Source organism: Bdellovibrio sp. HCB185ZH (assembly GCF_047302455.1).
Taxonomy (GTDB): Bacteria; Bdellovibrionota; Bdellovibrionia; order Bdellovibrionales; family Bdellovibrionaceae; genus Bdellovibrio.
Genome location: NZ_CP178624.1, coordinates 2030174 through 2054217, shown reverse-complemented (window position 1 = coordinate 2054217; position 24044 = coordinate 2030174). Strand labels below are relative to the sequence as shown.

At 44.3% G+C, this 24044-nt stretch carries 22 protein-coding genes; 6 read left to right on the top strand and 16 right to left on the bottom strand.

Annotated features, from left to right (window positions below; genetic code table 11):
• Positions 1-231 precede the first annotated feature (231 nt).
• Positions 232-1329, top strand: a complete 1098-nt coding sequence (locus ACLSU7_RS10015; RefSeq protein WP_413291743.1) for a hypothetical protein — start codon at positions 232-234, stop codon at positions 1327-1329.
• 55 nt (positions 1330-1384) lie between these two features.
• On the opposite strand, the gene ACLSU7_RS10010 is transcribed toward ACLSU7_RS10015, so the two are convergent.
• From ACLSU7_RS10010 to ACLSU7_RS09975, 8 genes are all read right to left on the bottom strand, one after another.
• Positions 1385-3040 carry a hypothetical protein gene (locus ACLSU7_RS10010; protein ID WP_413291742.1) on the bottom strand — a complete coding sequence of 552 codons (1656 nt, stop codon included), beginning with the start codon at positions 3038-3040 and terminating at the stop codon, positions 1385-1387.
• A 30-nt stretch (positions 3041-3070) separates the two neighbouring features.
• Complete coding sequence (locus ACLSU7_RS10005; RefSeq protein WP_413291741.1) at positions 3071-3436, bottom strand: hypothetical protein; 366 nt, start codon at positions 3434-3436, stop codon at positions 3071-3073.
• Positions 3437-3588: 152 nt separating this feature from the next.
• A complete protein-coding gene (locus ACLSU7_RS10000) occupies positions 3589-5103 on the bottom strand; it encodes a methyl-accepting chemotaxis protein (RefSeq protein ID WP_413291740.1) in 1515 nt (504 codons plus the stop codon).
• Positions 5104-5327: 224 nt separating this feature from the next.
• A complete protein-coding gene (locus ACLSU7_RS09995) occupies positions 5328-6401 on the bottom strand; it encodes a hypothetical protein (protein WP_413291739.1) in 1074 nt (357 codons plus the stop codon).
• Positions 6402-6414: 13 nt separating this feature from the next.
• A complete protein-coding gene (locus tag ACLSU7_RS09990) occupies positions 6415-7290 on the bottom strand; it encodes an ABC transporter permease (RefSeq protein ID WP_413291738.1) in 876 nt (291 codons plus the stop codon).
• On the bottom strand, positions 7290-8321 hold the full coding sequence (locus ACLSU7_RS09985) for an ABC transporter permease (protein ID WP_413291737.1): 1032 nt from the start codon (positions 8319-8321) through the stop codon (positions 7290-7292). The genes ACLSU7_RS09990 and ACLSU7_RS09985 overlap by 1 nt, the downstream gene beginning before the upstream one ends.
• Entirely contained in the window at positions 8318-9793 is a 1476-nt protein-coding gene (locus ACLSU7_RS09980; RefSeq protein WP_413291736.1) for an ABC transporter ATP-binding protein, read from the bottom strand. The genes ACLSU7_RS09985 and ACLSU7_RS09980 overlap by 4 nt, the downstream gene beginning before the upstream one ends.
• A 5-nt stretch (positions 9794-9798) precedes the next feature.
• Complete coding sequence (locus ACLSU7_RS09975; RefSeq protein WP_413291735.1) at positions 9799-10776, bottom strand: BMP family lipoprotein; 978 nt, start codon at positions 10774-10776, stop codon at positions 9799-9801.
• Positions 10777-11038: 262 nt separating this feature from the next.
• On the opposite strand from ACLSU7_RS09975, the gene ACLSU7_RS09970 reads away from it, so the two are divergent.
• From ACLSU7_RS09970 to ACLSU7_RS09955, 4 genes are all read left to right on the top strand, one after another.
• On the top strand, positions 11039-11755 hold the full coding sequence (locus tag ACLSU7_RS09970; RefSeq protein WP_142698785.1) for a Crp/Fnr family transcriptional regulator: 717 nt from the start codon (positions 11039-11041) through the stop codon (positions 11753-11755).
• Between the two features lie 94 nt (positions 11756-11849).
• Entirely contained in the window at positions 11850-12560 is a 711-nt protein-coding gene (gene tsaA, locus ACLSU7_RS09965; RefSeq protein ID WP_413291734.1) for a tRNA (N6-threonylcarbamoyladenosine(37)-N6)-methyltransferase TrmO, read from the top strand.
• A gap of 61 nt (positions 12561-12621) precedes the next feature.
• Positions 12622-13608 (top strand): isopenicillin N synthase family dioxygenase, encoded by a 987-nt coding sequence (locus tag ACLSU7_RS09960; protein WP_413291733.1) that lies wholly within the window; start codon positions 12622-12624, stop codon positions 13606-13608.
• Positions 13609-13649: 41 nt separating this feature from the next.
• On the top strand, positions 13650-14375 hold the full coding sequence (locus tag ACLSU7_RS09955) for a hypothetical protein (RefSeq protein ID WP_413291732.1): 726 nt from the start codon (positions 13650-13652) through the stop codon (positions 14373-14375).
• Between the two features lie 149 nt (positions 14376-14524).
• On the opposite strand, the gene ACLSU7_RS09950 is transcribed toward ACLSU7_RS09955, so the two are convergent.
• The 4 genes from ACLSU7_RS09950 to ACLSU7_RS09935 all read right to left on the bottom strand — a co-directional run bounded on the left by ACLSU7_RS09950 (position 14525) and on the right by ACLSU7_RS09935 (position 20337).
• On the bottom strand, positions 14525-17206 hold the full coding sequence (locus ACLSU7_RS09950) for a valine--tRNA ligase (protein WP_413291731.1): 2682 nt from the start codon (positions 17204-17206) through the stop codon (positions 14525-14527).
• A 220-nt stretch (positions 17207-17426) separates the two neighbouring features.
• Positions 17427-18530 carry a porin gene (locus ACLSU7_RS09945; RefSeq protein WP_413291730.1) on the bottom strand — a complete coding sequence of 368 codons (1104 nt, stop codon included), beginning with the start codon at positions 18528-18530 and terminating at the stop codon, positions 17427-17429.
• Between the two features lie 255 nt (positions 18531-18785).
• Positions 18786-19115, bottom strand: a complete 330-nt coding sequence (locus ACLSU7_RS09940; RefSeq protein ID WP_413291729.1) for a rhodanese-like domain-containing protein — start codon at positions 19113-19115, stop codon at positions 18786-18788.
• A gap of 4 nt (positions 19116-19119) precedes the next feature.
• Positions 19120-20337, bottom strand: a complete 1218-nt coding sequence (locus ACLSU7_RS09935; protein ID WP_413291728.1) for an MFS transporter — start codon at positions 20335-20337, stop codon at positions 19120-19122.
• Between the two features lie 29 nt (positions 20338-20366).
• Between ACLSU7_RS09935 and ACLSU7_RS09930 the strand changes: the two genes are divergently transcribed.
• On the top strand, positions 20367-21506 hold the full coding sequence (locus tag ACLSU7_RS09930) for a hypothetical protein (RefSeq protein ID WP_413291727.1): 1140 nt from the start codon (positions 20367-20369) through the stop codon (positions 21504-21506).
• Here ACLSU7_RS09930 and ACLSU7_RS09925 read toward each other — a convergent pair.
• The 4 genes from ACLSU7_RS09925 to ACLSU7_RS09910 all read right to left on the bottom strand — a co-directional run bounded on the left by ACLSU7_RS09925 (position 21486) and on the right by ACLSU7_RS09910 (position 23959).
• Positions 21486-21773 (bottom strand): DUF167 domain-containing protein, encoded by a 288-nt coding sequence (locus tag ACLSU7_RS09925; protein WP_413291726.1) that lies wholly within the window; start codon positions 21771-21773, stop codon positions 21486-21488. The genes ACLSU7_RS09930 and ACLSU7_RS09925 overlap by 21 nt on opposite strands.
• A gap of 9 nt (positions 21774-21782) precedes the next feature.
• Positions 21783-22340 (bottom strand): DivIVA domain-containing protein, encoded by a 558-nt coding sequence (locus ACLSU7_RS09920; RefSeq protein WP_413291725.1) that lies wholly within the window; start codon positions 22338-22340, stop codon positions 21783-21785.
• 61 nt (positions 22341-22401) lie between these two features.
• Entirely contained in the window at positions 22402-23229 is an 828-nt protein-coding gene (locus tag ACLSU7_RS09915; RefSeq protein ID WP_413291724.1) for a pyrroline-5-carboxylate reductase family protein, read from the bottom strand.
• 79 nt (positions 23230-23308) lie between these two features.
• Entirely contained in the window at positions 23309-23959 is a 651-nt protein-coding gene (locus tag ACLSU7_RS09910; protein WP_413291723.1) for a YggS family pyridoxal phosphate-dependent enzyme, read from the bottom strand.
• Positions 23960-24044: the final 85 nt, after the last annotated feature.

Genomic DNA, 24044 nt, shown 5'->3' with positions numbered 1-24044 from the left:
AGTGAGTTCGGAAATTTTTTGAAGTCATTTTTTTAAGAAACATAAAAATTTTGATGAACAAAACTTTCTGATTTCCGCGAAGTAATTACTCCATTTTTTGTAGGATTCCCGTGTTTCCCGGCATTTTTGTTGTTGATCTTGCCGAAGGTCCTATTTAGCATTTTTTGTATAAACAAAGCTTTTAAACGAATTGAAAGTTCAAATTTGCAACGAAATTGAAAGGATGCATTTATGAAAAAACTTTTAGTGATCGCAGCTACTCTTGCAGCTAGCTCAGCATTCGCAGGCGTTAAATTGGAAGTACGTTCCGATTACGTTAACACTCCAGACTTCTCCGCAGCTAATGGCGCGAACGTAGCGGGTAAATCTCTATTTACACCAAACGTAGCTCGTCTTTACTTGAATGGTAACGTTGGTGAAGCAGTTGTTGAATCTGCTTGGAACTTGCGTTCTTTCGCACCAGTAGTTGTTGGTACAGATCTTTACAAAGTAATGACTGTTGACCAATTCGTTGATCATCTTTGGGCTGGTAAAGCTATGGGCGCTTGGATGTTCAAAGCTGGTAAGCTTGAAGTGAACACTGGTGGTTTCGAACGTCAAAAAAACCTACACGGTGATACTTACCTAGTTTCTTTGGCTAACAACGGAGCTGGTGGTTACGCAACTGCAGCATCTGCTGATGCAGCTTTGATCGCGAACCCAGAAAACTCTTCTGGTATCTCTGCAGCTTTCTCAATCACTGAAAACCACAAGTTGGAAGCTCAAGTTACTAACCAAACAAATTCAGTTACAGTTGATGGCGGCGCAGTTTCTACTGACAAACGTCACAACATGGGCTTGAACTACCTTGGTTCTTTCATGGATAAAATGTTGGTTCTTAACTTGAACTACACTTCTGGTGCTGGCGATGTTCAAGGTGCTGGTCATGAGCAAGTATTCCAAGCGGCTTCACTTCGTGTTGCTCCAATGGCTGACTTGACTATCGATCTTGAGTACTTTGCAAACAGCGATAAAACTGTAACAACGACTTCTACTGAAGCTAAAACAACTTCTACAATTATCGAAGCTCGTTACAACATCAACGGTTGGATCCCAGTTCTTAAGTACGAAATGTCTGAGAACAAATCTGCAGCTGGCAACACAGCTCAAGATTTCAAACGTGATGCTTACGCAGTTGGTGTTGAGTACGTACCTAAAGCTGACGAAGCTTTCCGTTACCACGTAGCTTACTCTTCTGCTAAAGACAAAGACTTCGGTACTGGTGCTGGCGACTCTACAAAAAACATGGTCGTAGTTGGTTTCAAATACACTGGCGACATGGCTAAGTAATTTGATTCTCACAATCTGAGATCATAAAAAAAGCCCAGGGCAACCTGGGCTTTTTCTATTCTGCGATGATTGACTTATAAGAAGCTGCGATTCGAGCAAGCAAACTTCGCGTCCCTGCTACATATATTGGAACGAGAGTGCCGCAATCGCTGCCTTGGCAGACGAGGTTTATCTCATTGAAGTTCCCGCTGTCCATGGACTTCAAAAAGTCATCCATCTCAACATGAAATCCTTGAGTTCCGTCTTCTTTAACAAAATACAGAATTTCTCGGGTGCTCAATTCCTTGAGGTTAGATTTTTTTCCTATGGCAACAAAGATCGTGCCTTGGATTCTATAGGTGCCAGGCGATTTGTCTAAAGAGAAGATAAATTTGTTAAATGATAGCAGGCTGTTCACGAATGTAACGCTGATATCTTTCATCTCTTTACCAACCAAAAACTCTATTACCGATGGATCTACTTTGCCCTTAAAAATCAGTCCTAACTCTTGCTGAATAAATTCACTAAATTGAATTGCGCTGCCAAGTTTAGTGGCAGTGTTCGATTTTAAATAGCGGAAAAGGTCCACTATTAGAGAGTTACTATAATGATCTGGATACTGTATTCTTGTTGTTGTTATCTCTAGAAGATACGAGAGGGTGTGCTTCTCCGTTGGAAAAATATTGTACTTATAGAATAGATCGAGAACTTCTTTAAATCCCTTTTTACCCATTCCTTGACTGAAATCCGACCACTCTAATGCTTCACTTAAATCATTTGAATTAACCTTTTCAAGGAAAGGTTCAATTTTTGACTGAGTAATATACGCCAAAGTTAAAATGTAAGTAACGCTTTCGTCTTTGGGAATTCCAATAGTCATTCTGAAAAGATTTGCATCTTGGTTAGCGATAGCAATAAGAAGAACCGTTCTTAGTTTCAGTTTTTTTTCAGATTCAATAAGTATAGTTTGTGATTTGAGCGCATTGCGGAAGTACCGAAGCTCATTTTCAGAAACAGGTATTTCAAGCTTACTCCTGGCCTCTACAACTTGCCCGCTGTTGAGTTTTACTTTGCATGAGCTTGAAATAGTTAGAAGATGCGATGAGATTGTCTTCTTTTGGATGATTTTATTGATCATCGAGTCTGAGCAAAGACTCTCTTTGGAGAAAGCTTCTTCTACAGATTTCCAATACTCTGAGAATTGATTCGAGGTTAGGTCATTTGTCGAAGAGAATAGCCAATCTATATTTTCTTTTAGGTACGGAATCAGAACAAGATTGTTATTTGAGTTGTGAGTAAGATTGTTGATTACGATAACATTTTTAATCGAACTACCATTCAATACTAAGCTTAAGTTCGTAAGTTCTTTCGCGAACTGGTTATAGTAAGTAAAGGGTTTGTCACCCTTTGAGACAAGATTTAGAGCCGACAATGAAAAGTTCTCTACAACTTCAATGTTATCGTCTTCTATGTCGTTTTCTTGAAAATTTTTAACCTGATTCCACACGATACACAGATCTTTGGGCTGATCACTTGTACTGAGTGCCAGAAGGGTTGTGCTGGTTAAGCTATTTTGCGATTGATTATCATCGCAAAAATTCTCAGTCTTGGCAGTTTCTTGGTGTAGTTGTTGGTCGCTCCCTCTGTTTGAATCACTTTTTGAATTTTTTTGAAAGGAGCAGGATGTAAGTATCAATAGAGATAGATATAAAAATTTTGAAATCAATTTCATAACTACCTCTCTCAATCGTATTTAAATTTTTTATTTTGATTTCAGGGATTTGATCTGTTGTGCCAATTCCTTGGATAACTGCTTAGCAGTTGAAAGATCAAAATGCTGTCTTAATTCCAAGGAAATTGATTCAGCTTTGGAGATGGCTTGTCCCAAGCTCAATGACTCCGAGCTGTCTACTCTGTCCATCGTCTGGCCTCGCGATTTTAAGATGGAAATCTGAGAAGAAATCTTATCCAGCATAGCAACTGCGATGACATCGTCTTCTGACGCATATGTCTTTGTGATAGTGTTGGAGACATATTCATCACTTTCATAAAATGAATCTTCTGCCATTGCTTTCACGGAACCTAAAACCATAATAATTGCCAATGCTAGCATTGCTTTCTTTTTCATTTTTCTGCCCTTCATTTGTATTTCTCAATCGTTTATATGCGAAAGGTGTGCCCAGGTATTGGCAAGCAGGAGAGATTTGAGAGGGAAAATGTTAAACAGGAGCCGTTAAATGGCTCCTGTTTAAGAGGGGTGTCTCAGTGTGAGATCGAAAATTAGCCTGCTTTTTCAAGCAGTTCTGAGCCTTTGATGCCTTTGTTTTTGAGCGAAAGCTTCGCGGGCACAGACTGATCTTTCTCGTCGTGGCTCTGACCGCGGATGGCGTGAGCAAGTTCTTGAATGACGTTGCTCAGACTTTCCGCTTGGGCAGCTAGTTCTTCAGACGAAGCGGCAGCTTCCTCGGATGAAGCGGCATTGATTTGTGTTGTTTGATCCAACTGATTCAATGCCTTACTGATTTGGGCGATACCGTTGGATTGTTCCATACTTGCTGAGGAAATCTCTTGGTTTAGGTCTGAAACTTTTGTCACAGAGTTCAAAATTTCGGCCAGTACGGAAGCACTTTTTTGCGCTTGAGTGCTGCCCGTATCAATTCTCGAAACGCTCGAGCGTATCAACTCTCCGATGTCTTTCGCGGCAGCAGAACTTCGCTGCGAAAGCGCTCGTACAGCCTCAGCAACGACTGCAAAACCTTTGCCTTGCTCACCCGCTCGGGCAGCTTCAACCGCCGCATTAAGAGCCAATAGATTCGTTTGAAAGGCAATATCATCGATGACCGCGATAATGTCGTTAATTTTTTTAGAGTCCGCAGCAATATCGGTCATCGATTGAGAAAGAGCGTTCATCTCTGTCTCGCCACGCTTTGCAAGGCTGCTGGTGTCGCTGGATAATTTCGCCGCAGTAGATGCATTGTCAGAGTTAATTTTTACCATGGAGGAAAGTTCTTCTATGGTTGCGACAGACTCTTCAAGAGAGGCCGCCTGTTCTGTAGTTGCTTCAGATAGTTCTGTCGCTGCTGTCGCAATCTGATCAGAAGCTGCAGATACTTCGCGCGAAGACAAAGTCAGATTGTTGATCACGCTGTTGATTGATTTACTTAAATTATATAGGACTACTCCGGCAATACCGCCACCAATAATCATGGACAGGAATGTCACCAACAACATCATAACGCGGGCTTCTTTATATTGCTCGGTCATATGATCCACTTCAGCTTGCATCATCTTTTCGTTGCGATCCACCGTCGAGTCGATGATCGCTTCGCCATTCAATCGAAGTTCGCGGTTGGTGACAGTACTGATTTTTGCAGCCTGGTCGTTGTTGCCGGCATGAATATGTTCACGAATTTCATGGGCATTACTCCACCAGGAGTTATATACGGCCTTAAATTTGGTAAGTTCTTCTTTTCCCACTTGGGTTGAAATCGCAGAGAGGTCATCGATCTTTTTCAAAAGTTCGTTATTGCGATTGTTCATACGTTCTTCAATAACAGCCAGGTCTTTTTTATCTTCAGCCAGAATAAAGTTCTTTTCGTTAATTAGCTGAACATAAAAGAGTCCGCGAATATCTTTGATCAACGAAACGCGGGCGCTCTTTTCATTTACCAAAGCGTGAATGGAATCATTCATGTTGCCTAAACGCATTAACCCAATAGCAGTGATTGAAAGCGATCCAAGTAACAGGATGCCCATGACAAAGATCATTTTAAAATTGAGACTTTTATTTTTCATCCTAAATTTCTCCAGTGAGCGACTCATCGGAAATGTTTTATTTAGGCTATATTAAATTTAAAAAAGAAAGTTCAGTTATGAACTCATTGTGGATCAAGTTTTCTTGAAGTCAGAGTAAATCAACATTTGTTAAGGCTTTTCGTCGGGAGAATGTAATCTTTGGTCTCCACAGTGGGAGGAGAAAATGTGAAAAAAAAGCCGCTCTTTAAGCGGCTTTTTTTTAGCTATTTTTTATCTGCTTTCGAATCTGCGGGGACACTGTAGTAATCAGGCATTACGAAATCCACAGTGAAGGGATACTTGTAAGACTTGTAAGCGCCAATCTTAGGACTGCCAGCTTTTACGTAAGCCTCATCCCAAAGAGCCGCAAGCAACAATGCTCCACGAGCCATATCATTCACGATCACCGGTTTCATTTTTTTGAAAGCAACAGAAGCTGGTTTTCTTTCAGCTTTCGTTTTGATTTCCATTCCGTGTTCTTTTTTAAGCTCCGACGGTTTTGTTACTGGATCCATCTTAAGAATCTTTGGAATCTCCGTATTAGAAATCACAGAAAGCGATTTCATTTTCTCGATTACAGTCGCTGGCTTCAAGAAAGGAGCATTCTTGATCGTGCGCGCTTGTTTTAATACCAACCAATCAAGGTCGCCATCGAACTCGCCAACCACAGCGTCTTCGAAGTACGCGTGGATGCCACCGTGACCTGTAGCCCAACCATCATAATCTGCCGTCGTGTGGAACGGCTGAGAAATATCGCCCACAAAGTGTCCCATCAAACCCATATCCACAGCCATTTGATAGGCAAGCTTATTGAATGGAAGGTTCTCGTCCTGTTCTTCTTTAAAATTCGTTGGAGCCTTCGCCGCTGCGAATTCCGACTTTAATGCAGCGATGCGATTTACGAATTGATCGGCTCTCCACCAAGCTGAACCAAATTCAGTCGGAATGTCTTTGATAGTCGTTCCGTCGTTTTTGAATCTGTTTTCTTTGCCAGTAAAGTCCGTCATGATTTTTTTATAATCAGTGGAGATGTCGGAAACTTTAAGACCGATCACTTCGATATCGATAAAGTGTGCAGGATTACCATGTTTAGCAGCGTCGCCACCCAAGCTCTTCCAATAGAAATCAGGGATGTTGCACAAGTGACCCATCATTTGGGGTTTGTTGCGCATGTATTCTTTCAAACCTTCTTCTTTAACCAGAAAAACAGCAGCACGGCAGATAGCATCGTGACCACGGCCTCCCCAAGCAAAAGCTGATGAAGAAACCAACAGCAGGGGTAAAATAATTTTAAACATGATGAACTCCTTCTTACAGTTCGCGACCCAAGGCTTTAGGGGGACGGCTTGCACCGATGAATCCCGCCAAGGCAACGATTGTAACGATGTATGGTAAAATCTGAATAAATTGAACGGGGATAGCCACGCCGCCGATTTGCACACCTTGCAAACGGATTTGAACCGCATCTGCAAAAGCAAACAACAAGCAGGCAAAGAATGCTGGCAGTGGTTTCCATTTACCAAAGATTAAGGCTGCCAAAGCCATAAAGCCACGACCGCCAGACATCATGGGTGAATAAGAAGAAGCCAGGAACAAGGAAAGACTTGCGCCACCCCAGGCAGCAAAAGCACCACTTAAGGAAACCGCAGCCCAGCGCACTTTTCGAACGCTGATACCTGCTGCAAGTAATGCCTCTGGGTTTTCTCCCGCGAACAACAACCATAGACCAGAGCGAGATTTCTTAAGCCAGAAAGTCAGCAACGCCACTAACACAAAGGCGAAAATCAAAGGTTCATAAGTAAATCGGAATTCCGCAGGCAATGGGGGAGTGGAACCAGTGGAGTTGAATAAAATCTTAGTAGCGAACGGGATTACGCCCATCACCAAAAGATTAAAAGCCATACCGGTCACGATTTGATCCGCGCCCAATTCGATGACGAATAAAGCGTAAAGCGCACCGATGATAAGACCTGCAATCAACGCTGCTCCCCAACCTAACCAGGCAGAGGAAGAGTACACAGCCACGACAGAACCGGAGAAAGCACCCACAAGCATAAAGCTTTCAAGTGCAACGTTCACAACACCAGAGCGTTCGCTCATCATCCCGCCCATGGAGGCGAAGATCAAAGGCGTTGCTAAACGCAAAGTTGCCAAGGCCAATGCAAAAATCACGAAAAAGAATTCCATTAGTCCTTCTTCCTTTTGCGGCGAACGCGGTATTCCCAGTAAGCACTCGCAGCTACGCCAAGAATGATAAATGCCTGTATGATGCGAGAGAAATCACGAGTGATCGTAGAAGTTTCCAAATCCAGATCAGAAGCACCCTTGTGAAGGGCTCCCATCAAAAAGCCCGCGGCAATGATTCCCAAAGGATTGTTGGCAGCAAGCAAAGCTACAGCGATACCAATAAATCCATAATCTGGAGAGAAGCCCACGCGGTATTGTCCTGCGCTGCCAATGACTTCAGATAAAGCCACGCAACCCGCGCACGCACCAGCTAAAGCCATCGCGATAATTTGAATGCGTTTTGCAGAAATTCCAGAACGATGTGCTGCCTCTGGGTTCGCGCCCACCGCCCGCAATTCGAAGCCCCATGTCGTTTTCCAGAGGAATACCCACATCAAAATCGCAAGAATAATAGCGAAAACCAAGGATGCATTCACGGGAGTATCGGGGAAGAAGCGAGCGATCAAATCATAGTCTTTAAACATATAGTTCGCAGACACCATAGCCGTTTCAGGATTTTGTGAATTCGGATTTGGAATGACTTTTAAGGCAAACCAGCTCGCAAGACCGGCAGCAATAAAGTTCATCATGATAGTGATGATAACCTCGTGGCTTCCCCGCAAAGCTTTTAAAATCCCGACAATCCAACCCCAAAAAGCGCCCACTGCCAATGCACCCAGGAATGCAACCAGGGGAGCCAAAGGAAATGGAACATTTGGAAAGAACACGCCAATAGCTGCAGCGGTTACAGCGGCCATTGTTAACTGGCCTTCAGCGCCGATGTTAAACATACCTGCGTGAAAACCTATCGCAACTGAAAGACCACAAAAGATCATCGGCGTCGCATATGATAAAGTCATACCCAGGTCATAGGTTGAACCAAAGGCGCTTTTTATCAGGATCATAAAAATATTCAGGGGATTTTCACCCGCCAAAAAAGTCAGGGAAAGTGCCGCGACCAAGCCGATTACAAAACCTAGTAAACGTCTCAATGGCCACCTCCCATCGCCGCGCCAATTTTGATCTCATCAAATTCCTGACGAGAAAACTCAGCTACGAAATGACCTTTATAAAGAACTAAAATGCGATCAGAAAGGGCCATCAATTCATCCAGCTCGGAAGAGATCAGTAAAACTCCAGAACCCGCATCACGAGCGGCACGAATTTCGTTATGAATAAATTCAATCGCTCCGATATCTACACCGCGAGTCGGTTGGGCCGCAATGACGGCTTGGGGCTTTTGTAAAAGCGCGCGAGCCACGACGAGCTTTTGTTGATTGCCTCCAGAGAAGCTTGCGAAAGTCAGGTTCTCGTTACGGGGACGAACATCGTATTGTTCCATCGCTGCACGAGTGGCCTGGATGACATCGTTCAATTTCAAGAAAATACCACGTGCAAACTTGGTCGAGCGATGTTGGCCCAAGAGATAATTTTCGTAAGCGGGGCGAGTGGGAAGAACACCAAAGCGCAGGCGGTCTTCAGGGAAAGATCCAACACTTCCGTGCGTGATGATTTTCCCGGAGAGGTGTTTCTTTGAAAAACCATGTTTGTCCAACAAAGCACGGATCAAGATGTCTTGTCCGTTGCCCTCAACGCCAGCGATGCCCACGATTTCGCGTGTGCGCACAGTCAGATTCAAGTTTTCAACTCTGTGGTTTCCCAATGAAGCAGAAAGATTTTGAATTTCAATGACCGGTTTAGGATCAATAGCGGTGCTGCGCTCGTGAGGGTTTTGAAGGCGACGGCCGACCATCATTTCAGCAAGCTCAGAAATAGAGGTCTCAGAAGTTTTACGGCAGCCCACAACCTTACCAGCACGGAAAACCGTCACTTCATCAGTTAATGCCATCACTTCTTTCAATTTATGAGTGATGATAAGGATGGTTTTGCCTTCCGCTTTTAGTTGGCGAAGATTTTTAAAAAAGTCCTGAACCTCTTGCGGAGTCAAAACTGCCGTTGGCTCATCCAGAATTAAAATCTCAGAATTCTGGGAAAGAATTTTTAGAATTTCTACGCGCTGTTGAGCACCGACGGAAAGGTCTTCAACCTTGGCGTGCAAATCGACTTCGAAACCGTAGCGTTTCGCCACTTCGTTTAAATGTTTGATTTGTTCGGCGCGGGGAAGAAGAGAAAAAGCGCCACCTTCTTGTTGAAGAAGAATATTGTCTAAAGCCGTCAGAGGTTCTGCCAACATGAAGTGTTGGTGAACCATTCCGATTTTGGCTTTCATGGCGTCGATAGAGGATGTGAAGTTTTGAGTCGTGCCATGAACCATGAACTCACCACCGGATGGCGTGTAAAGTCCGAAAAGGATTTTCATGGCAGTGGATTTGCCGGCGCCGTTTTCGCCTACGATCCCGTGGATCGTTCCTGCTGTGACTTTGAAAGAGATGTCTTCATTAGCGACGCAATCACCGAATATTTTCGAGATTCGTCGGAATTCAACAGCAGGGACTTGGCTCATCGTAATTACTTCTTCTTATAGTAATCCGGAACTTGAATCTGGCCTGCGATGATTTTCTTTTTAATCTCGTCGACCTTTTTCTTCATTTCCGGGGTGATCAACTTTTCGTTATATTTATCCAGCGTGTAGTCCACGCCGTTGTTCTTCAATCCAAAGCGAGCAACCTCAGCTTTGAATTTCCCATCTTTCGTTTCCTTGATGGTTTCGTATACAGCTACATCAACTGCCTTCAACATGGAAGTTAGGATTGTGCCAGGTTTCATCCAGTTTTGATTCGAATCGACACCGATAGCGAATTTCTTTTTCTCTTCAGCAGCGTCAAATACACCTGAGTTCGAAGCGCCGGCCGCAACGAAGATCACATCAACACCTTTACCGTATTGAGCCAAGGCAAGCTCTTTGGATTTAGCTGGATTGTTCCAAGCCTCGCCCGTTACGCCGACATAGTTTTCAGAAATTTTGATTTTTGGATCCACGTATTTTGCACCAGCATCATAGCCCATTGCAAATCTGCGGATCAAAGGAATGTCCATGCCGCCGACGAAACCAACGGAGTGAGTTTTGGAAGCCATCGCTGCCAAAGCACCTACCAGGAAAGAGCCTTCGTGTTCTTCAAACATCAAAGAACGAACGTTCGCTGCAGTGACTTCACCATCAACGATTGCGAATTTTACTTTTGGAAATTGAGCTGCGACTTTTTTAACGGCATCAGTTTGTGCAAAGCCAACTCCGATAACCAAGTCATAATTTTTGCGCGCGAAATTGCGATGCAAATTCTCGATCGCATTCGTGTCAGTGGCTTCAACGTATTTCAATTCGATTTGCAGATCTTTCTCTGCTTTGGTGGCTCCAGCGTAGGCCGCGGAGTTAAAAGATTTGTCGTCCTTACCACCTTTATCCAGGACAAGACCGACTTTAATATTTGCGAAAGATGTGGTGCTGATTGACAGAAGAAACAGTGTAACGAAAAACTTTTTTGTCATTTGATGATTCCTTCACACGTGCAAAATTTCATGCGTCTGCGCATTTAATAAGCGTTTGATTTCACAAATTTTTTAAGATTTTTTGTCGCCGTGAAATTACGAGGCTCTACTTTGTGAGTCAAGGCAAATCATTTCAATCGCCTAATGGTCAACTCTTACAAGTCGGTTATGTCTTAATTTCAATTAGGCACTTGTTTTATACCAGTTTAGGATGGCCTAAACGTTAACCAACAACTCAGATAACGCACGGAGGACTAAGAGCATGGAATCGCAAACGATACTCAACGGCGGAGTTAACTCCCTAGGTTTTATGGGCCAACAAAACATCAACATCCAAACGACTTCGAATGTGCCATACGAAGTGATTCACCTTAAAGAAGAAGAGATGATCTTCAAGGAAGGCGATACTCCTAAAGGATTGTATTATGTGCAATCAGGATGTGTGAAAGTTGTCGTAAATCGTTCTCACGCAAGAGGCCGTACAACGACAAATGAATATGTCACAAAGCTTGTATCTCCAGGGGAATACTTTGGCTACAAGGCATTGGTGAAAGGTGCCACAGCACAATGTCACGCTAAAGCAGTGAAATCGACTGTCTTGTGGTTGTACCCACGTGAGTTGATCCAAGTTGCTATGGCACAGGCTTCACCAATGGTTAAATTACTTTTGAATCAATCGGTAAATGATTTGGAAGCTTTCGAAAACACCAGCCAATTGCATTATTTGGCTTCTGTTCAAGAGCGTATCGCTTACCAATTGGTGATTTTGGCAGACCGTTTCGGTACACAAACTCCAAATGGAATTTCTTTGAATCTAAAACTAACTCGTAATGAGTTCGCGCAGCTGGCAAGCACGATCAATGAATCTTTGTCTCGCCATCTGACTGAGTTCAAAAACGAAGGTTTGATCGACTTGAACGGTAAAGAAATCATCATCAAAAATCGTGATGGTTTGATGAGACGTTCCGGTAACTTCTAGAACCTCTCCCGAAAATTGAAAACCACCAAAGGCTGATCCCAAAGATCGGCCTTTTTTCTTGACGCATCGAACCCCCAAAAGGTACGCCGTACCCATGGAACCAATAGGACACATTGAGAGCTGCTTTAAGGACAAATTTGGCACCCCGCGCCAGCCTGGGTTGGTGAAGAGTGCGTGGGCTAAATTGAAAATCCGCGCGGATCTTCAGCCGGAAGAAGCACTTCAAGGGCTGGAGGGCTTCAGTCATGTCTGGTTGGTGTGGGTGTTCCATCAAAATAAAGTCGCTCGTTATCACGCCAAGGTTCATCCTCCACGCATGGGCGGAAAAAGCATTGGATTGTTTGCAACCCGTACTCCACATCGTCCCAATCCCATCGGTTTGTCATTGGTGGAGCTCATCAAAGTCGAAAAAGATGGCATCATTGTTTCCGGTGCTGATTTGGTGGATGGAACTCCCATTCTGGATATCAAACCTTATCTTCCGGAAATTGAATCGATCCCGAATGCGAAGACAGGATGGACTTCTGAAGTCGTCAAAGATCCTATCCAGGTGGAGTTCACTGAGCACGCGTCAAAAATTCTTGCTCAGTGGCAGCAACGAAATCCTGACAAAAAACTGCAAGAGGTGATCGAGGATACATTGAAGTTGGATCCTCGTCCTGTCGTTTATCGTGGTTACGAAGGCAATGGCGAAGCTCCCTATCGAAATAAACATGCTGTTCGTCTGTTTGATGGTGATGTGCACTTTGAATTTGAGAGTGCGAATCTGGTCCGAGTTCTCGATATTCTTTTTACGCATAATTAGTTGCTGTTGCCTTTAGAATGAGCACCTTGGTATTGTCCACTCATTCAAAAAGGGGATAACCATGAGAACGATCGAAACTAGCTCTCACGCAGAGAACAGCACTCTTCGCAAAGTTCCAACATTAAGCCTGGCAAGTTACACGAAAGGCTCTGGATCTGAAAAAGCCCGCTTCATTGATCAACTTTTCACGGGCCTTAAAGAATATGGTTTCATCATCCTGAAAGATCACGACGTTAAAGCTGCAGATCTTCACAAAGCTTATGACCTCCTTGAAAAATTCTACGCTCTTCCTGAAGAAGTAAAAAAATCCTACATTTCTCCAACAGCCGGCTTCCAACGTGGTTACACTCCGTTCGGTAAGGAACACGCCAAAGACTCTCCAGTTATGGATTTGAAAGAGTTCTGGCATGTGGGCCGCGAACTTGTTGTGACAAGCGAGTTGAAATCAGTTTATCCAGACAACATCTGGCCGACTGAAGTAATCCCAGAATTCAAAGAACATTTCTTGAAACTATTCACGGCGCTTGAGGAAGCGGGCGATGTGATGCTTGAAGCTTTGACGATGCCTTTGGAAGTCGACAAAGATTTCTTTGCACGTATGACGAAAGATGGAAACTCTATTCTTCGTTTATTGCATTACCCACCGATTCCAGAGGGTGTTGATCCTCGTTGTGTGCGTGCAGCAGCTCACGAAGACATTAACTTTATCACGATCCTTCCTGCAGCAACAGCTTCAGGACTGCAATTGCAAGACCGTGACGGCACTTGGTTGGACATCGAATCTGAACCGGATACTTTGATCGTTGACGTGGGCGATATGCTGGCTCGTTTGACGAATGACGTTTTGCCTTCCACGACTCACAGAGTGATCAACCCGCAAGATGGAACGAACTCACACCGTTATTCCATGCCATTCTTTATGCATCCACATCCAACGGCGATGTTAAGCTGTTTGCCGTCCTGCAAAGGAACTGGCGCTAAATACGCTGATATCACGGGACAGGATTTCCTGATGCAACGTTTGCGCGAAATCGGTCTTATCAAATAGAGCCCGTTGACCGGGACCACAGATAAATTGATAGTTAAGGAATGATGAATTCAAAACAAAAAGTCATTGTTCCTGTTGTCGTGGTCCTAGCACTCGGTGCTGTCAGTCTTTTTATTTTAAAACAAAGAGCAGGCTACGTAGGGAATTTTCCTGAAGACATGCCTGACTTCACTTACACTTCCGAAGATAGAACCAAGTCTGAAACTTCGGGCTTTTTACCGACGCAAATGGAAAATCCTGCTTTATTTGAAGCATGGGCTAAGAATGCTCCGATGATGGCGGAGTGTCTGGATGTGGAGGTCACTGCTCCCACAGCTCAGGAAGATTTGTCTTTAAATGCATTAAGCAGAATCGTCAGAAATTCTTTTGGTGAAGTTTTAAGTATTCAGAATAAGTGGAGCGTGCTTGATTATAAAACCAAGTATGGCGAAATCCACAGGGTGTACGTAGAGTACTCAACCGATCGCACAGAATCTTTAGCGCGCAAAGTTCAGCATTATACAATTCTAACAAGCGGAAAAGTTCGCGACATCCGTCTGGACAAGGAACTCACCGACAACCCCACCGACGAAGAGATTCAAAAACTTTCCGCAGACGGAACAGTCCTTGCGACAGCTCAATCCCGTCGCCTCAATTTCGCAAACGGTGATGAAATCAATTTCGTCGAAAAAAACGGAAAAGTGCATTCCTTTATCGCCAGCCACCTAGGAAAATACTACCGCTGCAACGACGCCGACTCCGAAAAAATGTCCTGCTCCTGCAACTAGGTAAAAAGGTACGGACTTACTTCTGCAGGTAAGGCCGTACCAAATAAAAAAGGCTTCCAGTTACGGAAGCCTTTTTTATTTGTGGGCAAGATTGTCGTTTTCATTTCCGCTGCGGTTTCGCACCGCATACGTAAACAGGACCTGGCACCTTATTGGAAGCGGGTTAGGGCGTCTTTAAGGGACTCTAACTGCACTTTTGATTGAGCTAGCAAGGCGCGGTCGGCTGCGATGACGTCTTCGTCGGCGTTGGCGACGAATTTTTCGTTCGACAATTTACCAGACAGGATCTGGATGTCCTTGTTGAACTTTTCAATCGCTTTGTTGATACGTTTGATCTCTTCGTCGAAATCAACCAAGCCTTCCAGTGGGATGATCACTTTTACGCTGGCGTCTTTCACAACAACTGGAGCCACGGCACATTTCATCAAGTTGCCTTCAGCACCGATGTCCATGTTTTCCAGGCGACCCATTGTCATCAAAGCCGTGCGGTTGTTTTCCAAGATATGTTTCACTTGGTCGTTCGCTACACCCAGGCGTACGTTCAATTTGATTGCCGGGCTGATGCGGTTTTCACCACGGATATTACGCATTGCTGTGATCAATTCTTTTACGATATCGATTTCGAAAGCTGATTCATTCGAGGCAAGGCCCAAGAACTCTTTATCGTTACGAGTTGTCGGGTATTGATCCACGATACAAGCCTCAGATCTGATCGGAAGTTTTTGGTAAATTTCCTCAGAGATAAACGGAGTGAACGGGTGAATCAAGCGCATGATACGGTTCAGAACCTGAGCGATTACAAGTTGTGTAGCCGCTTTTTCTTCTGCGTTGTTACCGTTCATGATTGGTTTCGTGAATTCGATATACCAGTCACAGAATTGATTCCAGATGAACTGATACAAAGCTGTGGAGGCGTCAGAGAATCTTTCTTGCTCCATCGCTTCTTCAACTTCTTTAGTTACTTCAGCAAGCTTTGTGATGATCCATTTGTCGAACACGCTGATGTGAGCTTTGTTTGGCAACGCCTTCACACCTTCAGTTGGAACTTTGAAATCAGAAAGATTTGAAAGTGCGAAACGAGCCGCATTCCAGATCTTATTCATAAAGTTGCGGTAACCTTCAAGACGTTGCTCGCTGAACTTCATGTCTTTACCCGAGAACAAGTGTGCTGCGAAGGTAAAGCGAAGGGCGTCGGCACCGTGCTTGTCGATCATTTCTACAGGATCAATCGAGTTACCCAAGGACTTAGACATCTTACGGCCCTGAGAGTCACGAACCAATCCGTGGATGTAAACTGTTCTGAACGGAACATCACGTTTGAATTCCAGACCCATCATGATCATACGTGCAACCCAGAAGAAAATGATATCGTGACCAGTTACCAAGTAACTTGTTGGGTAGAACGTTTTCAATGTCTCAGTCTCATTTGGCCAACCCATTGTCGAAAAAGGCCAAAGAGCAGACGAGAACCAAGTGTCTAGTACGTCATTGTCTTGTTGAAGATTGTGCTTACCGCACTTTTCACAAGCGGTCGCATCAGTTTCAGAAACTGTTTGATGACCACAGTCGTTGCAATACCAAACTGGAATACGGTGACCCCACCACAATTGGCGAGAGATACACCAGTCTTCAATATTGTTTAACCAGTGAAGGTAAACTTTTGTCCAAGACTCTGGTTCAAAGCGGATAGTGCCGCTCTCAACCACGCGCTTAGCAGGAGTTGCCAGTTGTTCCATCTTAACGAACCATTGTTCAGACAAGAACGGCTCAACCACAGCGCCGGAACGTGAGCAGTGACCTACAGAGTGAACATGTGGTTCTTCTTTCACCAATAAGTTTTGTTCTTTAAGGTCTTCAACTACTTTCTTACGAGCATCCGCGACTTTCATGCCAGCGTATGGACCCGCGTTTTCATTCATCTCGGCTTTTTTAGTCAAAAGATTGATGAATTCCAGGTGGTGAGTCTTACCGATTTTATAGTCGTTGAAATCATGAGCAGGAGTGATCTTAACAACGCCAGAACCAAACTCTTTATCAACGTAAGTGTCAGCGATGATTTTGATTTTGCGATTGATAAGCGGAACGATAACGTTTTTACCAACCAAATGCTTATAACGTTCGTCATCTGGATGAACGCACAAAGCCGTATCGCCCAACATTGTTTCTGGACGAGTGGTTGCAACAGTTAGGAATCCAGAACCATCTTCCAGAGGATAGTTGATGTGGTAAAGAGCGCCCTTAACTTGCTTGTGTTCAACTTCCAAGTCAGAGATCGCAGTTTCAAGAGGACCGGACCAGTTCACCAGACGTTGACCACGATAGATCAAACCTTTTTGGTGAAGAGTAACGAACACTTTGCGAACAGCTTTAGAAACACCTTCGTCCAAAGTGAATACAGCGCGATCCCAATCACAAGAATCACCAAGTCTGCGCATTTGAGAATAAATGCGATTGCCGTATTGATGTTTCCAATCCCAGACTTTCTCAACGAAAGCTTCGCGGCCTAGTTCGTGGCGAGTTTTGCCACCTTCTTTTTTAAGTTCACGTTCAACAACAGATTGAGTTGCGATGCCGGCATGGTCCGTACCTGGCAACCACATTGTGTTGAAACCGCTCATGCGTTTCCAACGAATCAAAATATCTTGAATCGTGTGATCCAAGGCATGACCCATGTGCAAGAAACCTGTGACATTCGGTGGAGGTAAGATGATCGAGAATGGAGGTTTTGTGGATTTGTCCTGCGCTTTGAAATAGCCGGAATTTTCCCACCACTGATAAGTTCTGTTTTCTACATCAGCGGGATTATAGCGATCTGAAAGTTGTTCTGACATGTGAATACCCCAACAGGTCTAAATAAGGATTCGAAATCCCAAGGTTTTTAACCGTTAGAGTCTATCAGATTCAAGCACTTAAGGATAGATCCAGCTCGGAAAACGTCCTCGTAAAAGGTGCCTGCCGGTTTTTGCAGAAGCAATGCGTCGTGAAACGGGCAAAAAAGAAGGGAGGCGGTGAGGCCTCCCTTGATAAAAGTCGGTTATGCGACCTTTTTGACTATTTCAAGAAGTCAGCGTTCATACGAGCGCCGATCGTGATTTGGTCAACTTTTGCGTCTTTAGCATTCGTTGCTGGAGCTGTTCTGTCAGAGAACTCTTCAGTCGTGTTGCTGTAAGCAATGTGGTAACGGAAGTTCGTGTCAGCCATTGGTTTGTACTCAAGAACTGCGCCGTAACCCATGAACTTGTTAGTTCCGTTGTTAGCAGCTGTAGCACTTGTTTCAACTTTTTCAGAAGAGTTGATTAGCTCTAGGCGTGGAGTCCAATTTTCCCAGCCAGTGTAAGCAAGTTTACCGATCGCAGACCAAATAGAGTCTTTCGCGCCAGTAGCATCTCTTTTGAAGTCAGAAGCTGTGTAATCAACTTCTAAGTTCCAAGCGGAAGCAAATGTCCAGTTGAAACCAGCAGAGTACAAGTTGTAAGTATCTTTAGTAGGTGTGCCTGTACCGTAGTGGTAAGACGCCATCACTTTAAAGTTTTTATCCATGAAAGCACCTTTATAGATAAGGCCTTCCATCATTGCATTGGAAGTTGCTGCTGGAGGAGGTGCAGTTGGAGTTACAGAACCATCTGGAGTTTTGAAAGCTACCAAAGATAGAGATTGGTCAGGAGTCATGTTCCAAGCCAGTTTAGCACCCAACACGTATAGTAGGCTGGATGTGTTCAACCAAAGACCTTGTAAGTTCCCGTTTGGACCAGTCTTAGTGTAGGCTTGAGAAGTAAGATACAAGTCTGCACCAGAAGTTTGAGACTCTAGTGTACCGTATTCAGATCCCAACTTACCTAGTTGCAAAGACATATCGCCCATTTTGTGTTGCAAGTAAGCGAACTCAAGAGCTGTTTGAGAGTTGTCACCAGCACCCGCTGTTTGTGTCGCATTTTTGTTGTATGCAGCACGAAGACGCATAGAAAGTTCTTCGTTTACTTTTCCTTGGTAATCCAAGCGAATTGTCTTGAAGTAGAACTTGTTTGAATCTTGCAATGCAGAGTCTGTGTACGTAGACGTATCGTAGTCTGCGCGTGCATCAAAATTCAATGTCCCTGCTTGTGCAGCAGATACAGCTGTTGTCGTTGCCAAAGCGGCGATGAAAAACTTTTTCATTAAATGTCCTTCTATAAAAAGTTTTGGTTAAGTTGTTCGTTATGTCCGTTAACGATGTCATTATGCTATAGGCAATCCTTTGGGCCAACAACCGATTATCTATTTATGTCGCTTGTCGGTGCTTTGCGTGGAAAAGACTTCTTATGGTTGGGGAATGACAGAGAGAAATGCAGCTGTTGTTTCTAAGACACTAACGAAAAACTAACCAACTACTGATGAAAAAGAAAACGGGGATTTTGAAATCCCCGTTTATGCTTATTGGTTTTCTTTTTGTAATCCGGTGAGGCCTTCTTTCACCGTGTAGACGTTGTTGAAGCCTTTTGCTTCCAAGGCTTGTACGACGGGGGAGTAGGTTTCTCCGTTTTGATCGATGATAACAATCGGGTAGTGAGCTGGAAGTTTTTTTCCTTCAATCTGACTTACGATTTCGTCTGTTGATCCCGCGATTTGGCAGTTGTCGATGTGAAGTGCTTCAACGTGCCCGTACAAAGATTTTAAATCCACTCCAAGATTAACTAAAATCATTGGAATGCGGCCCTTGATCAGATTGTTGAATTGAAAATATCCAAGTTGAGAAATATCCATGTTTTTAACCTACGCGCGCATGATCTGGGATCAATTTAAAATTAATAATCACAATGGCCAGGGCCGCGAAGGCAAGCGTTCCTGAAACCCAGAAGGGCGCTGTCATCGCAACACTTCCGTAAAGAGCTCCACCGATGGCTGGTCCCAAGATACGTCCCAACGAAGCCATACTCTGAGTCACACCCATCGCAGCACCTTGCTCTTTGGGATCAGTCAGCAAGCTGATGCTGCCCAAAACAGAAGGATTCGAAAGGCCATTCCCCAAAGAAAGCAACGTCATCGCGATCGCCATTCCAAACAAAGTGTCAGAGATGGCAATTGTCGTCAGTCCCACTGCAAAGCAAACCAGGCCCACGCGCAACACTTGGCGCTCGCCAAATTTAGGCAGCATACGGCGAACCAAAAAACCTTGCGTGAAAATAATAATCAAACCGATGTATGCAAAACCAAAGCTCACTTGCTTGATGGTCCATTGGAACTTATCACCCATGAACAAAATCAGTGTCGCTTCCATTCCAGACATTGCGAGCGATGACAGCAGGAAAACTGTCATCAGTGCGCCCACTGTTTTGATGTTCAGATAGTGCCACATAACAGAGAAACGTTTTTTCTTAGCAGCGGATTCGCTTTTCTCTGATAAAGATTCTTTAAGGAATTTGATACCGAAAAGAAAGTTTGCAAAGCACAAAGCAGCGACCCAGCAAAATGAAAAAGAAGTATCAAAGTGCGGAGCTTGGTTAATGTGATGACCCCACACTGCAAGCAGACCGCCCAGTGCCGGGCCCACGACAAAGCCTAAGCCGAAAGCGGCACCAATCAAGGCCATGCCTTTGGAGCGCTCGTGTTTTGGAGTGATGTCAGAGATGTATGCGGAAGCAGTGGAAAGACTTGCGCCAAAAAAACCTGCCAATAAGCGCGCAACGAATAACCACTCAAGACTGCGTGCCCAAGCAAACAAGATGTAAGAAAGTCCCTCGCCTAAAAGGCAGAACAATAAAATCGGTCGACGACCCATGCGATCGCTCAAGCGACCCCAAAAAGGAGAGAATAAAAACTGCATCAAGGAATATACTGAGAGCAGCAAACCAGTTTGCAGGGCCGTTGCGCCAAAGTTTTTGCTTAAAAGTGGAATGATTGGAATGACCACACCAAAGCCCACAAGATAAAGGAAAACCGTAAAAAATATGATAGCGAGCTGTGATTTGTTTGATGTCGTGGTCATGGGGTTGTTATTATTAGGAACTTATGAAAATGGCAAATAATCTTCAGTGTTTGAGTGCGTTCCTGGTGAGTTTATTGGTGGCAAGTTCCACTGCGATGGCCTTTGATAATTACAAAGAGTTTCGCCGGGATCGTTGGGATTTCGAATTGGGCACTAATTTCTTTTATTCGGAAGCCAATTATGAAAATTTCGGGGATGGATCAACCAACCTAACCAGTGGAAACCATTACCAACTTTTAGATATGGATTTTAGCACACGCTATATGCCCGCTAAAAATTGGTCTGTTTTCGCCTCTGGAACTATGAGTTCTGCACAAAGTAAGAATTCCGTCGCAACGCGTACCAACACGAGCTTTACCGATTTCATCGGGGGCCTTGATTTCATCATGTATGACGGCTGGGCGCAGTTGGTCCCTGAGTTTGGTCTTTTGGTCCCTTTTCAAGAGGTCAATGGAACTGGCGATGATGCCTTAAATTCTGAAGGTATCTTTGAATTCTGGGGGCGCATCACAGCACAAAAAGATTTCGGCACGGTTCGCATGTATGGGTGGTTGGGATATGACTATCGCGGGGACGGCCGCTCCTCCTTGCTTCCGTGGGGAGCAGGTTTGCAATTAAAAGCGAACGCTCTTCGCTTCGGAGCAGAGTTGATTGGCAGTCAGTCGCTTTCCGATGATAAAGACACCAACACAAAATATATTCGTAATGCTTATCTGCAAAACGTGAATGCCGGTTCCTATAAGTTTTATTCTGTGAATCCCTCTTTGATCGATACACTTTTTTATGCAACTTGGGTGATTGATTCCAAGTGGAGTTTGCAAGTGAATGGTGGCGCAACAGTCGCCGGAGAAAATGCAGCGGCTGGTTTCCACGCGGGTGGCTTTATTCGTTATAGCTTTGATATGACAGAAGGATACACGGAGGAGTCCTACACTCCTACGACATACACTCCCAGCGCAACCGGGCGCTCGGGCATGTATGACCGTTCGGATACACAAATAAGTACGCCGAACACTCACAAATTCAAAGAAGCGACAGATGATGGCGTCGATCAAAAGCAGTTCAAACCTCGTCCCACGAAAAAGAAGAAAAAGAAATCCGATGCGAATCTTCAGCAGCAGCTGGATAAAACAGAATTTGAAGTGGAACTAAAACGCGGCGGCCACTAAGGCTTCGGCGTCACTTAATGAAATGCCTTCGACATCGACGGTTTTTTGCCTGCCGGTGTCGCCTTTAACCAAGGTGATATTTCGCTTTGGAACTTTAAAAAATTTGGAAAGATATTCGATCAATTCGGCATTCGCTTCACCATCGACGGGTGGGGCGGAGATCTTAATTTTCAGCATTCCGTTGTGGGGACCCACGATTTGATTTTTGGAAGACTTGGGCTGAATGAAAAGGTGGAGTCGAACTCCACCTTTGATTTCTTCAATCACGGACTTTGATTACTCTGCAGATAGCGGAGAAATATTTGTCGAGCGAGTGTTGCCAGTAGCAGTGCCGGTGCCGTTAGCGTTATTTACAAAGTTCTGATTTTGCAAATGCATTTGTGGCATGTACTTTTCGCCTTGTTCAAGCAAAGAAAGGTGAGCTTGTGCTAACGCTTTCAAATTTGCTTCAAACTGCATACGAGCGCGTTTTAGTTCATTGACCTCTTGATACATGCGTTTCAAAGAATCGCGTGAATCACGAGTGATGATTTCGGCTTTTTGATTCGCATCAGCAGTGATAAGTTTTGCTTCACGCTCAGCATCCTGACGAAGGCGATCTGCCATCTGAGTTGCCGTCGCGATTGTTTCTTTCAAAACTTGATCGCGCTCTTTATATTCCATCAAAGAAAGTTCTTTTTCGCGAAGAGCTTCTTTCAGAGAGTTTCTATCTTGAATCAATGCTTCCATTTGTGCGGCGACCTGTTGGAGGAAATCCATAACCTCATCAGTGTCGAGACCCATCATTTTTTTACCAAATGATTTATGAGCTATATCAATGGGTGTGATTTTCATGTCTGTTCCTCCTTGAACACTATGAAATAAGGATAAAAGTCTATTCAGGCACCGGGCAAGGTTATTTGATTTCCCGGGCCATTTCTTTGTTTCTCATCGCGGCCTTTTCGAAGCTGATTCTTAGGGCGCGCTCGATTTCAAGCTCTCTCATGGACTGAAGTCCAGCTGCAGTGACACCTTTTTTAGATGTAACCCGAGCTTGAAGGTCTTCCACATTTTCGCGGGCTTGAGCCGCCAGTAAAGAAGCTCCTACAAATGTCTCAATGGTCATGACGCGGGCTTCTTCGATCGAAAATCCATGTTCTTCGATCCAATCTTGCCAGTACATCATCATTTCAAATACAAATCCTGTTCCGCTAGAGCATGAAATCATCAAAGCTTCGAATTGATCTTCATCAGATACCTTGATGACGCGACCCAAGGGCTCGAATAAGTCTTCAACCGTGCTCTCTAAAGCATCGTCATCATCTTCATTCAAAAGGTAGCCAATAACTCCGCGACCGATAACGGAAGGAGTGTTCGGCATAACTCGAGCAATGCGTGCGCCATTTAAGAATTTTTCCAGCATTTGCATGCGAACACCAGCGGCAACGCTGATGACGATCTTGTTTTCATCAAAGGCTCTTCCAACGGGTTCTAAGGCCGTTAAAAGATCCTGGGGCTTTACTGCCAGGATGATGATGTCGCATATATCAATCAGGTCTTCATTGTTCGGAAGCGAATTGATTTTATACTGTTCAACCAGTTTAACCAATTTCCCTTCTGATCTGTTGGTAGCGTAAATGTGATTAGCAGGAATTCCGCCTTCGATAAGGCCTTTGATCATGGCCTGAGCCATGTTACCTGCACCCAGAAATCCGATTTTTTGAGCTTTGAGCAGTGGGTTCATAGATTCATCCTACCTTCAGCTTTGGAATTCGCCAAACGAAATCATCCACTATGTCAGACTCCGCCGAGCCTCATTTCGGTTAATTTCTTGCTCCGAATAGAACCGTGCCTAAGCGAACGAGTGTAGCGCCCTCTTGGATCGCCACCCGGAAATCGTTGCTGGTTCCCATGGATAGCATTTTAAGTGGGTGTCGCGTCAGATCAGTGTTTTTGGCAAGCAATTGTTGAAGTTCGCGCAGTTCTTTAAAGTAACGACGAACTTCCTCTCCCGTTTCAGTCAGGGGAGGCATGGTCATTAAACCATCGATAGTTAAATGGGGGAGTTGGCAGACCTCATTCCACTTTGAGAGCAGAGATTCTTTATCAAAACCACCTTTGCTTTCTTCGTGGGCTAGATTCACCTGAATAAGAATCTTTTGCGTGACCTTTTTGCTGTCGCATTGGCGGCTCAGGGTTTGTGCAAGTTCCAGGGAGTCCACGGAGTGAATTAAGGCGAACTGACCCACCACGAATTTGGCTTTGTTTTTTTGAAGATGGCCAATCAGATGCCATTGGATGTCGCTGAGGTCCTTCAGCTGCTCTTGTTTCTCCAAAGCTTCCTGAACGTAGTTTTCACCAAATTTACGCTGACCCTGTTGATAAAGATCGCGGATCTTTCCAACAGGTTGAAGTTTTGAAACGGCAAGAATTTTGTCTGCGCCGATTTCGGCACGAATTTCCTGAAAGCTCATAAAGCAAACCTAACAATCTTTTTTCGCGATCGCCATCTTTGCTGCGATGCGATCGCATTAATTCCAGGAAATTTCACTCTTTAAA

Excerpts from the sequence above, each read along its gene's own strand:
- ACLSU7_RS10000 (WP_413291740.1), bottom strand. The coding sequence starts at position 5,103 with ATGAAAAATAAAAGTCTCAATTTTAAAATGATCTTTGTCATGGGCATC.
- ACLSU7_RS09995 (WP_413291739.1), bottom strand. The coding sequence starts at position 6,401 with ATGTTTAAAATTATTTTACCCCTGCTGTTGGTTTCTTCATCAGCTTTT.
- ACLSU7_RS09940 (WP_413291729.1), bottom strand. The coding sequence starts at position 19,115 with ATGGATATTTCTCAACTTGGATATTTTCAATTCAACAATCTGATCAAG.
- ACLSU7_RS09930 (WP_413291727.1), top strand. The coding sequence starts at position 20,367 with ATGGCAAATAATCTTCAGTGTTTGAGTGCGTTCCTGGTGAGTTTATTG.
- ACLSU7_RS09910 (WP_413291723.1), bottom strand. The coding sequence starts at position 23,959 with ATGAGCTTTCAGGAAATTCGTGCCGAAATCGGCGCAGACAAAATTCTT.
- ACLSU7_RS10005 (WP_413291741.1), bottom strand. The coding sequence starts at position 3,436 with ATGAAAAAGAAAGCAATGCTAGCATTGGCAATTATTATGGTTTTAGGT.
- ACLSU7_RS10010 (WP_413291742.1), bottom strand. The coding sequence starts at position 3,040 with ATGAAATTGATTTCAAAATTTTTATATCTATCTCTATTGATACTTACA.
- ACLSU7_RS09975 (WP_413291735.1), bottom strand. The coding sequence starts at position 10,776 with ATGACAAAAAAGTTTTTCGTTACACTGTTTCTTCTGTCAATCAGCACC.
- ACLSU7_RS10015 (WP_413291743.1), top strand. The coding sequence starts at position 232 with ATGAAAAAACTTTTAGTGATCGCAGCTACTCTTGCAGCTAGCTCAGCA.
- ACLSU7_RS09955 (WP_413291732.1), top strand. The coding sequence starts at position 13,650 with ATGATGAATTCAAAACAAAAAGTCATTGTTCCTGTTGTCGTGGTCCTA.
- ACLSU7_RS09970 (WP_142698785.1), top strand. The coding sequence starts at position 11,039 with ATGGAATCGCAAACGATACTCAACGGCGGAGTTAACTCCCTAGGTTTT.
- tsaA (WP_413291734.1), top strand. The coding sequence starts at position 11,850 with ATGGAACCAATAGGACACATTGAGAGCTGCTTTAAGGACAAATTTGGC.
- ACLSU7_RS09960 (WP_413291733.1), top strand. The coding sequence starts at position 12,622 with ATGAGAACGATCGAAACTAGCTCTCACGCAGAGAACAGCACTCTTCGC.
- ACLSU7_RS09945 (WP_413291730.1), bottom strand. The coding sequence starts at position 18,530 with ATGAAAAAGTTTTTCATCGCCGCTTTGGCAACGACAACAGCTGTATCT.
- ACLSU7_RS09920 (WP_413291725.1), bottom strand. The coding sequence starts at position 22,340 with ATGAAAATCACACCCATTGATATAGCTCATAAATCATTTGGTAAAAAA.
- ACLSU7_RS09935 (WP_413291728.1), bottom strand. The coding sequence starts at position 20,337 with ATGACCACGACATCAAACAAATCACAGCTCGCTATCATATTTTTTACG.
- ACLSU7_RS09950 (WP_413291731.1), bottom strand. The coding sequence starts at position 17,206 with ATGTCAGAACAACTTTCAGATCGCTATAATCCCGCTGATGTAGAAAAC.
- ACLSU7_RS09980 (WP_413291736.1), bottom strand. The coding sequence starts at position 9,793 with ATGAGCCAAGTCCCTGCTGTTGAATTCCGACGAATCTCGAAAATATTC.
- ACLSU7_RS09990 (WP_413291738.1), bottom strand. The coding sequence starts at position 7,290 with ATGGAATTCTTTTTCGTGATTTTTGCATTGGCCTTGGCAACTTTGCGT.
- ACLSU7_RS09915 (WP_413291724.1), bottom strand. The coding sequence starts at position 23,229 with ATGAACCCACTGCTCAAAGCTCAAAAAATCGGATTTCTGGGTGCAGGT.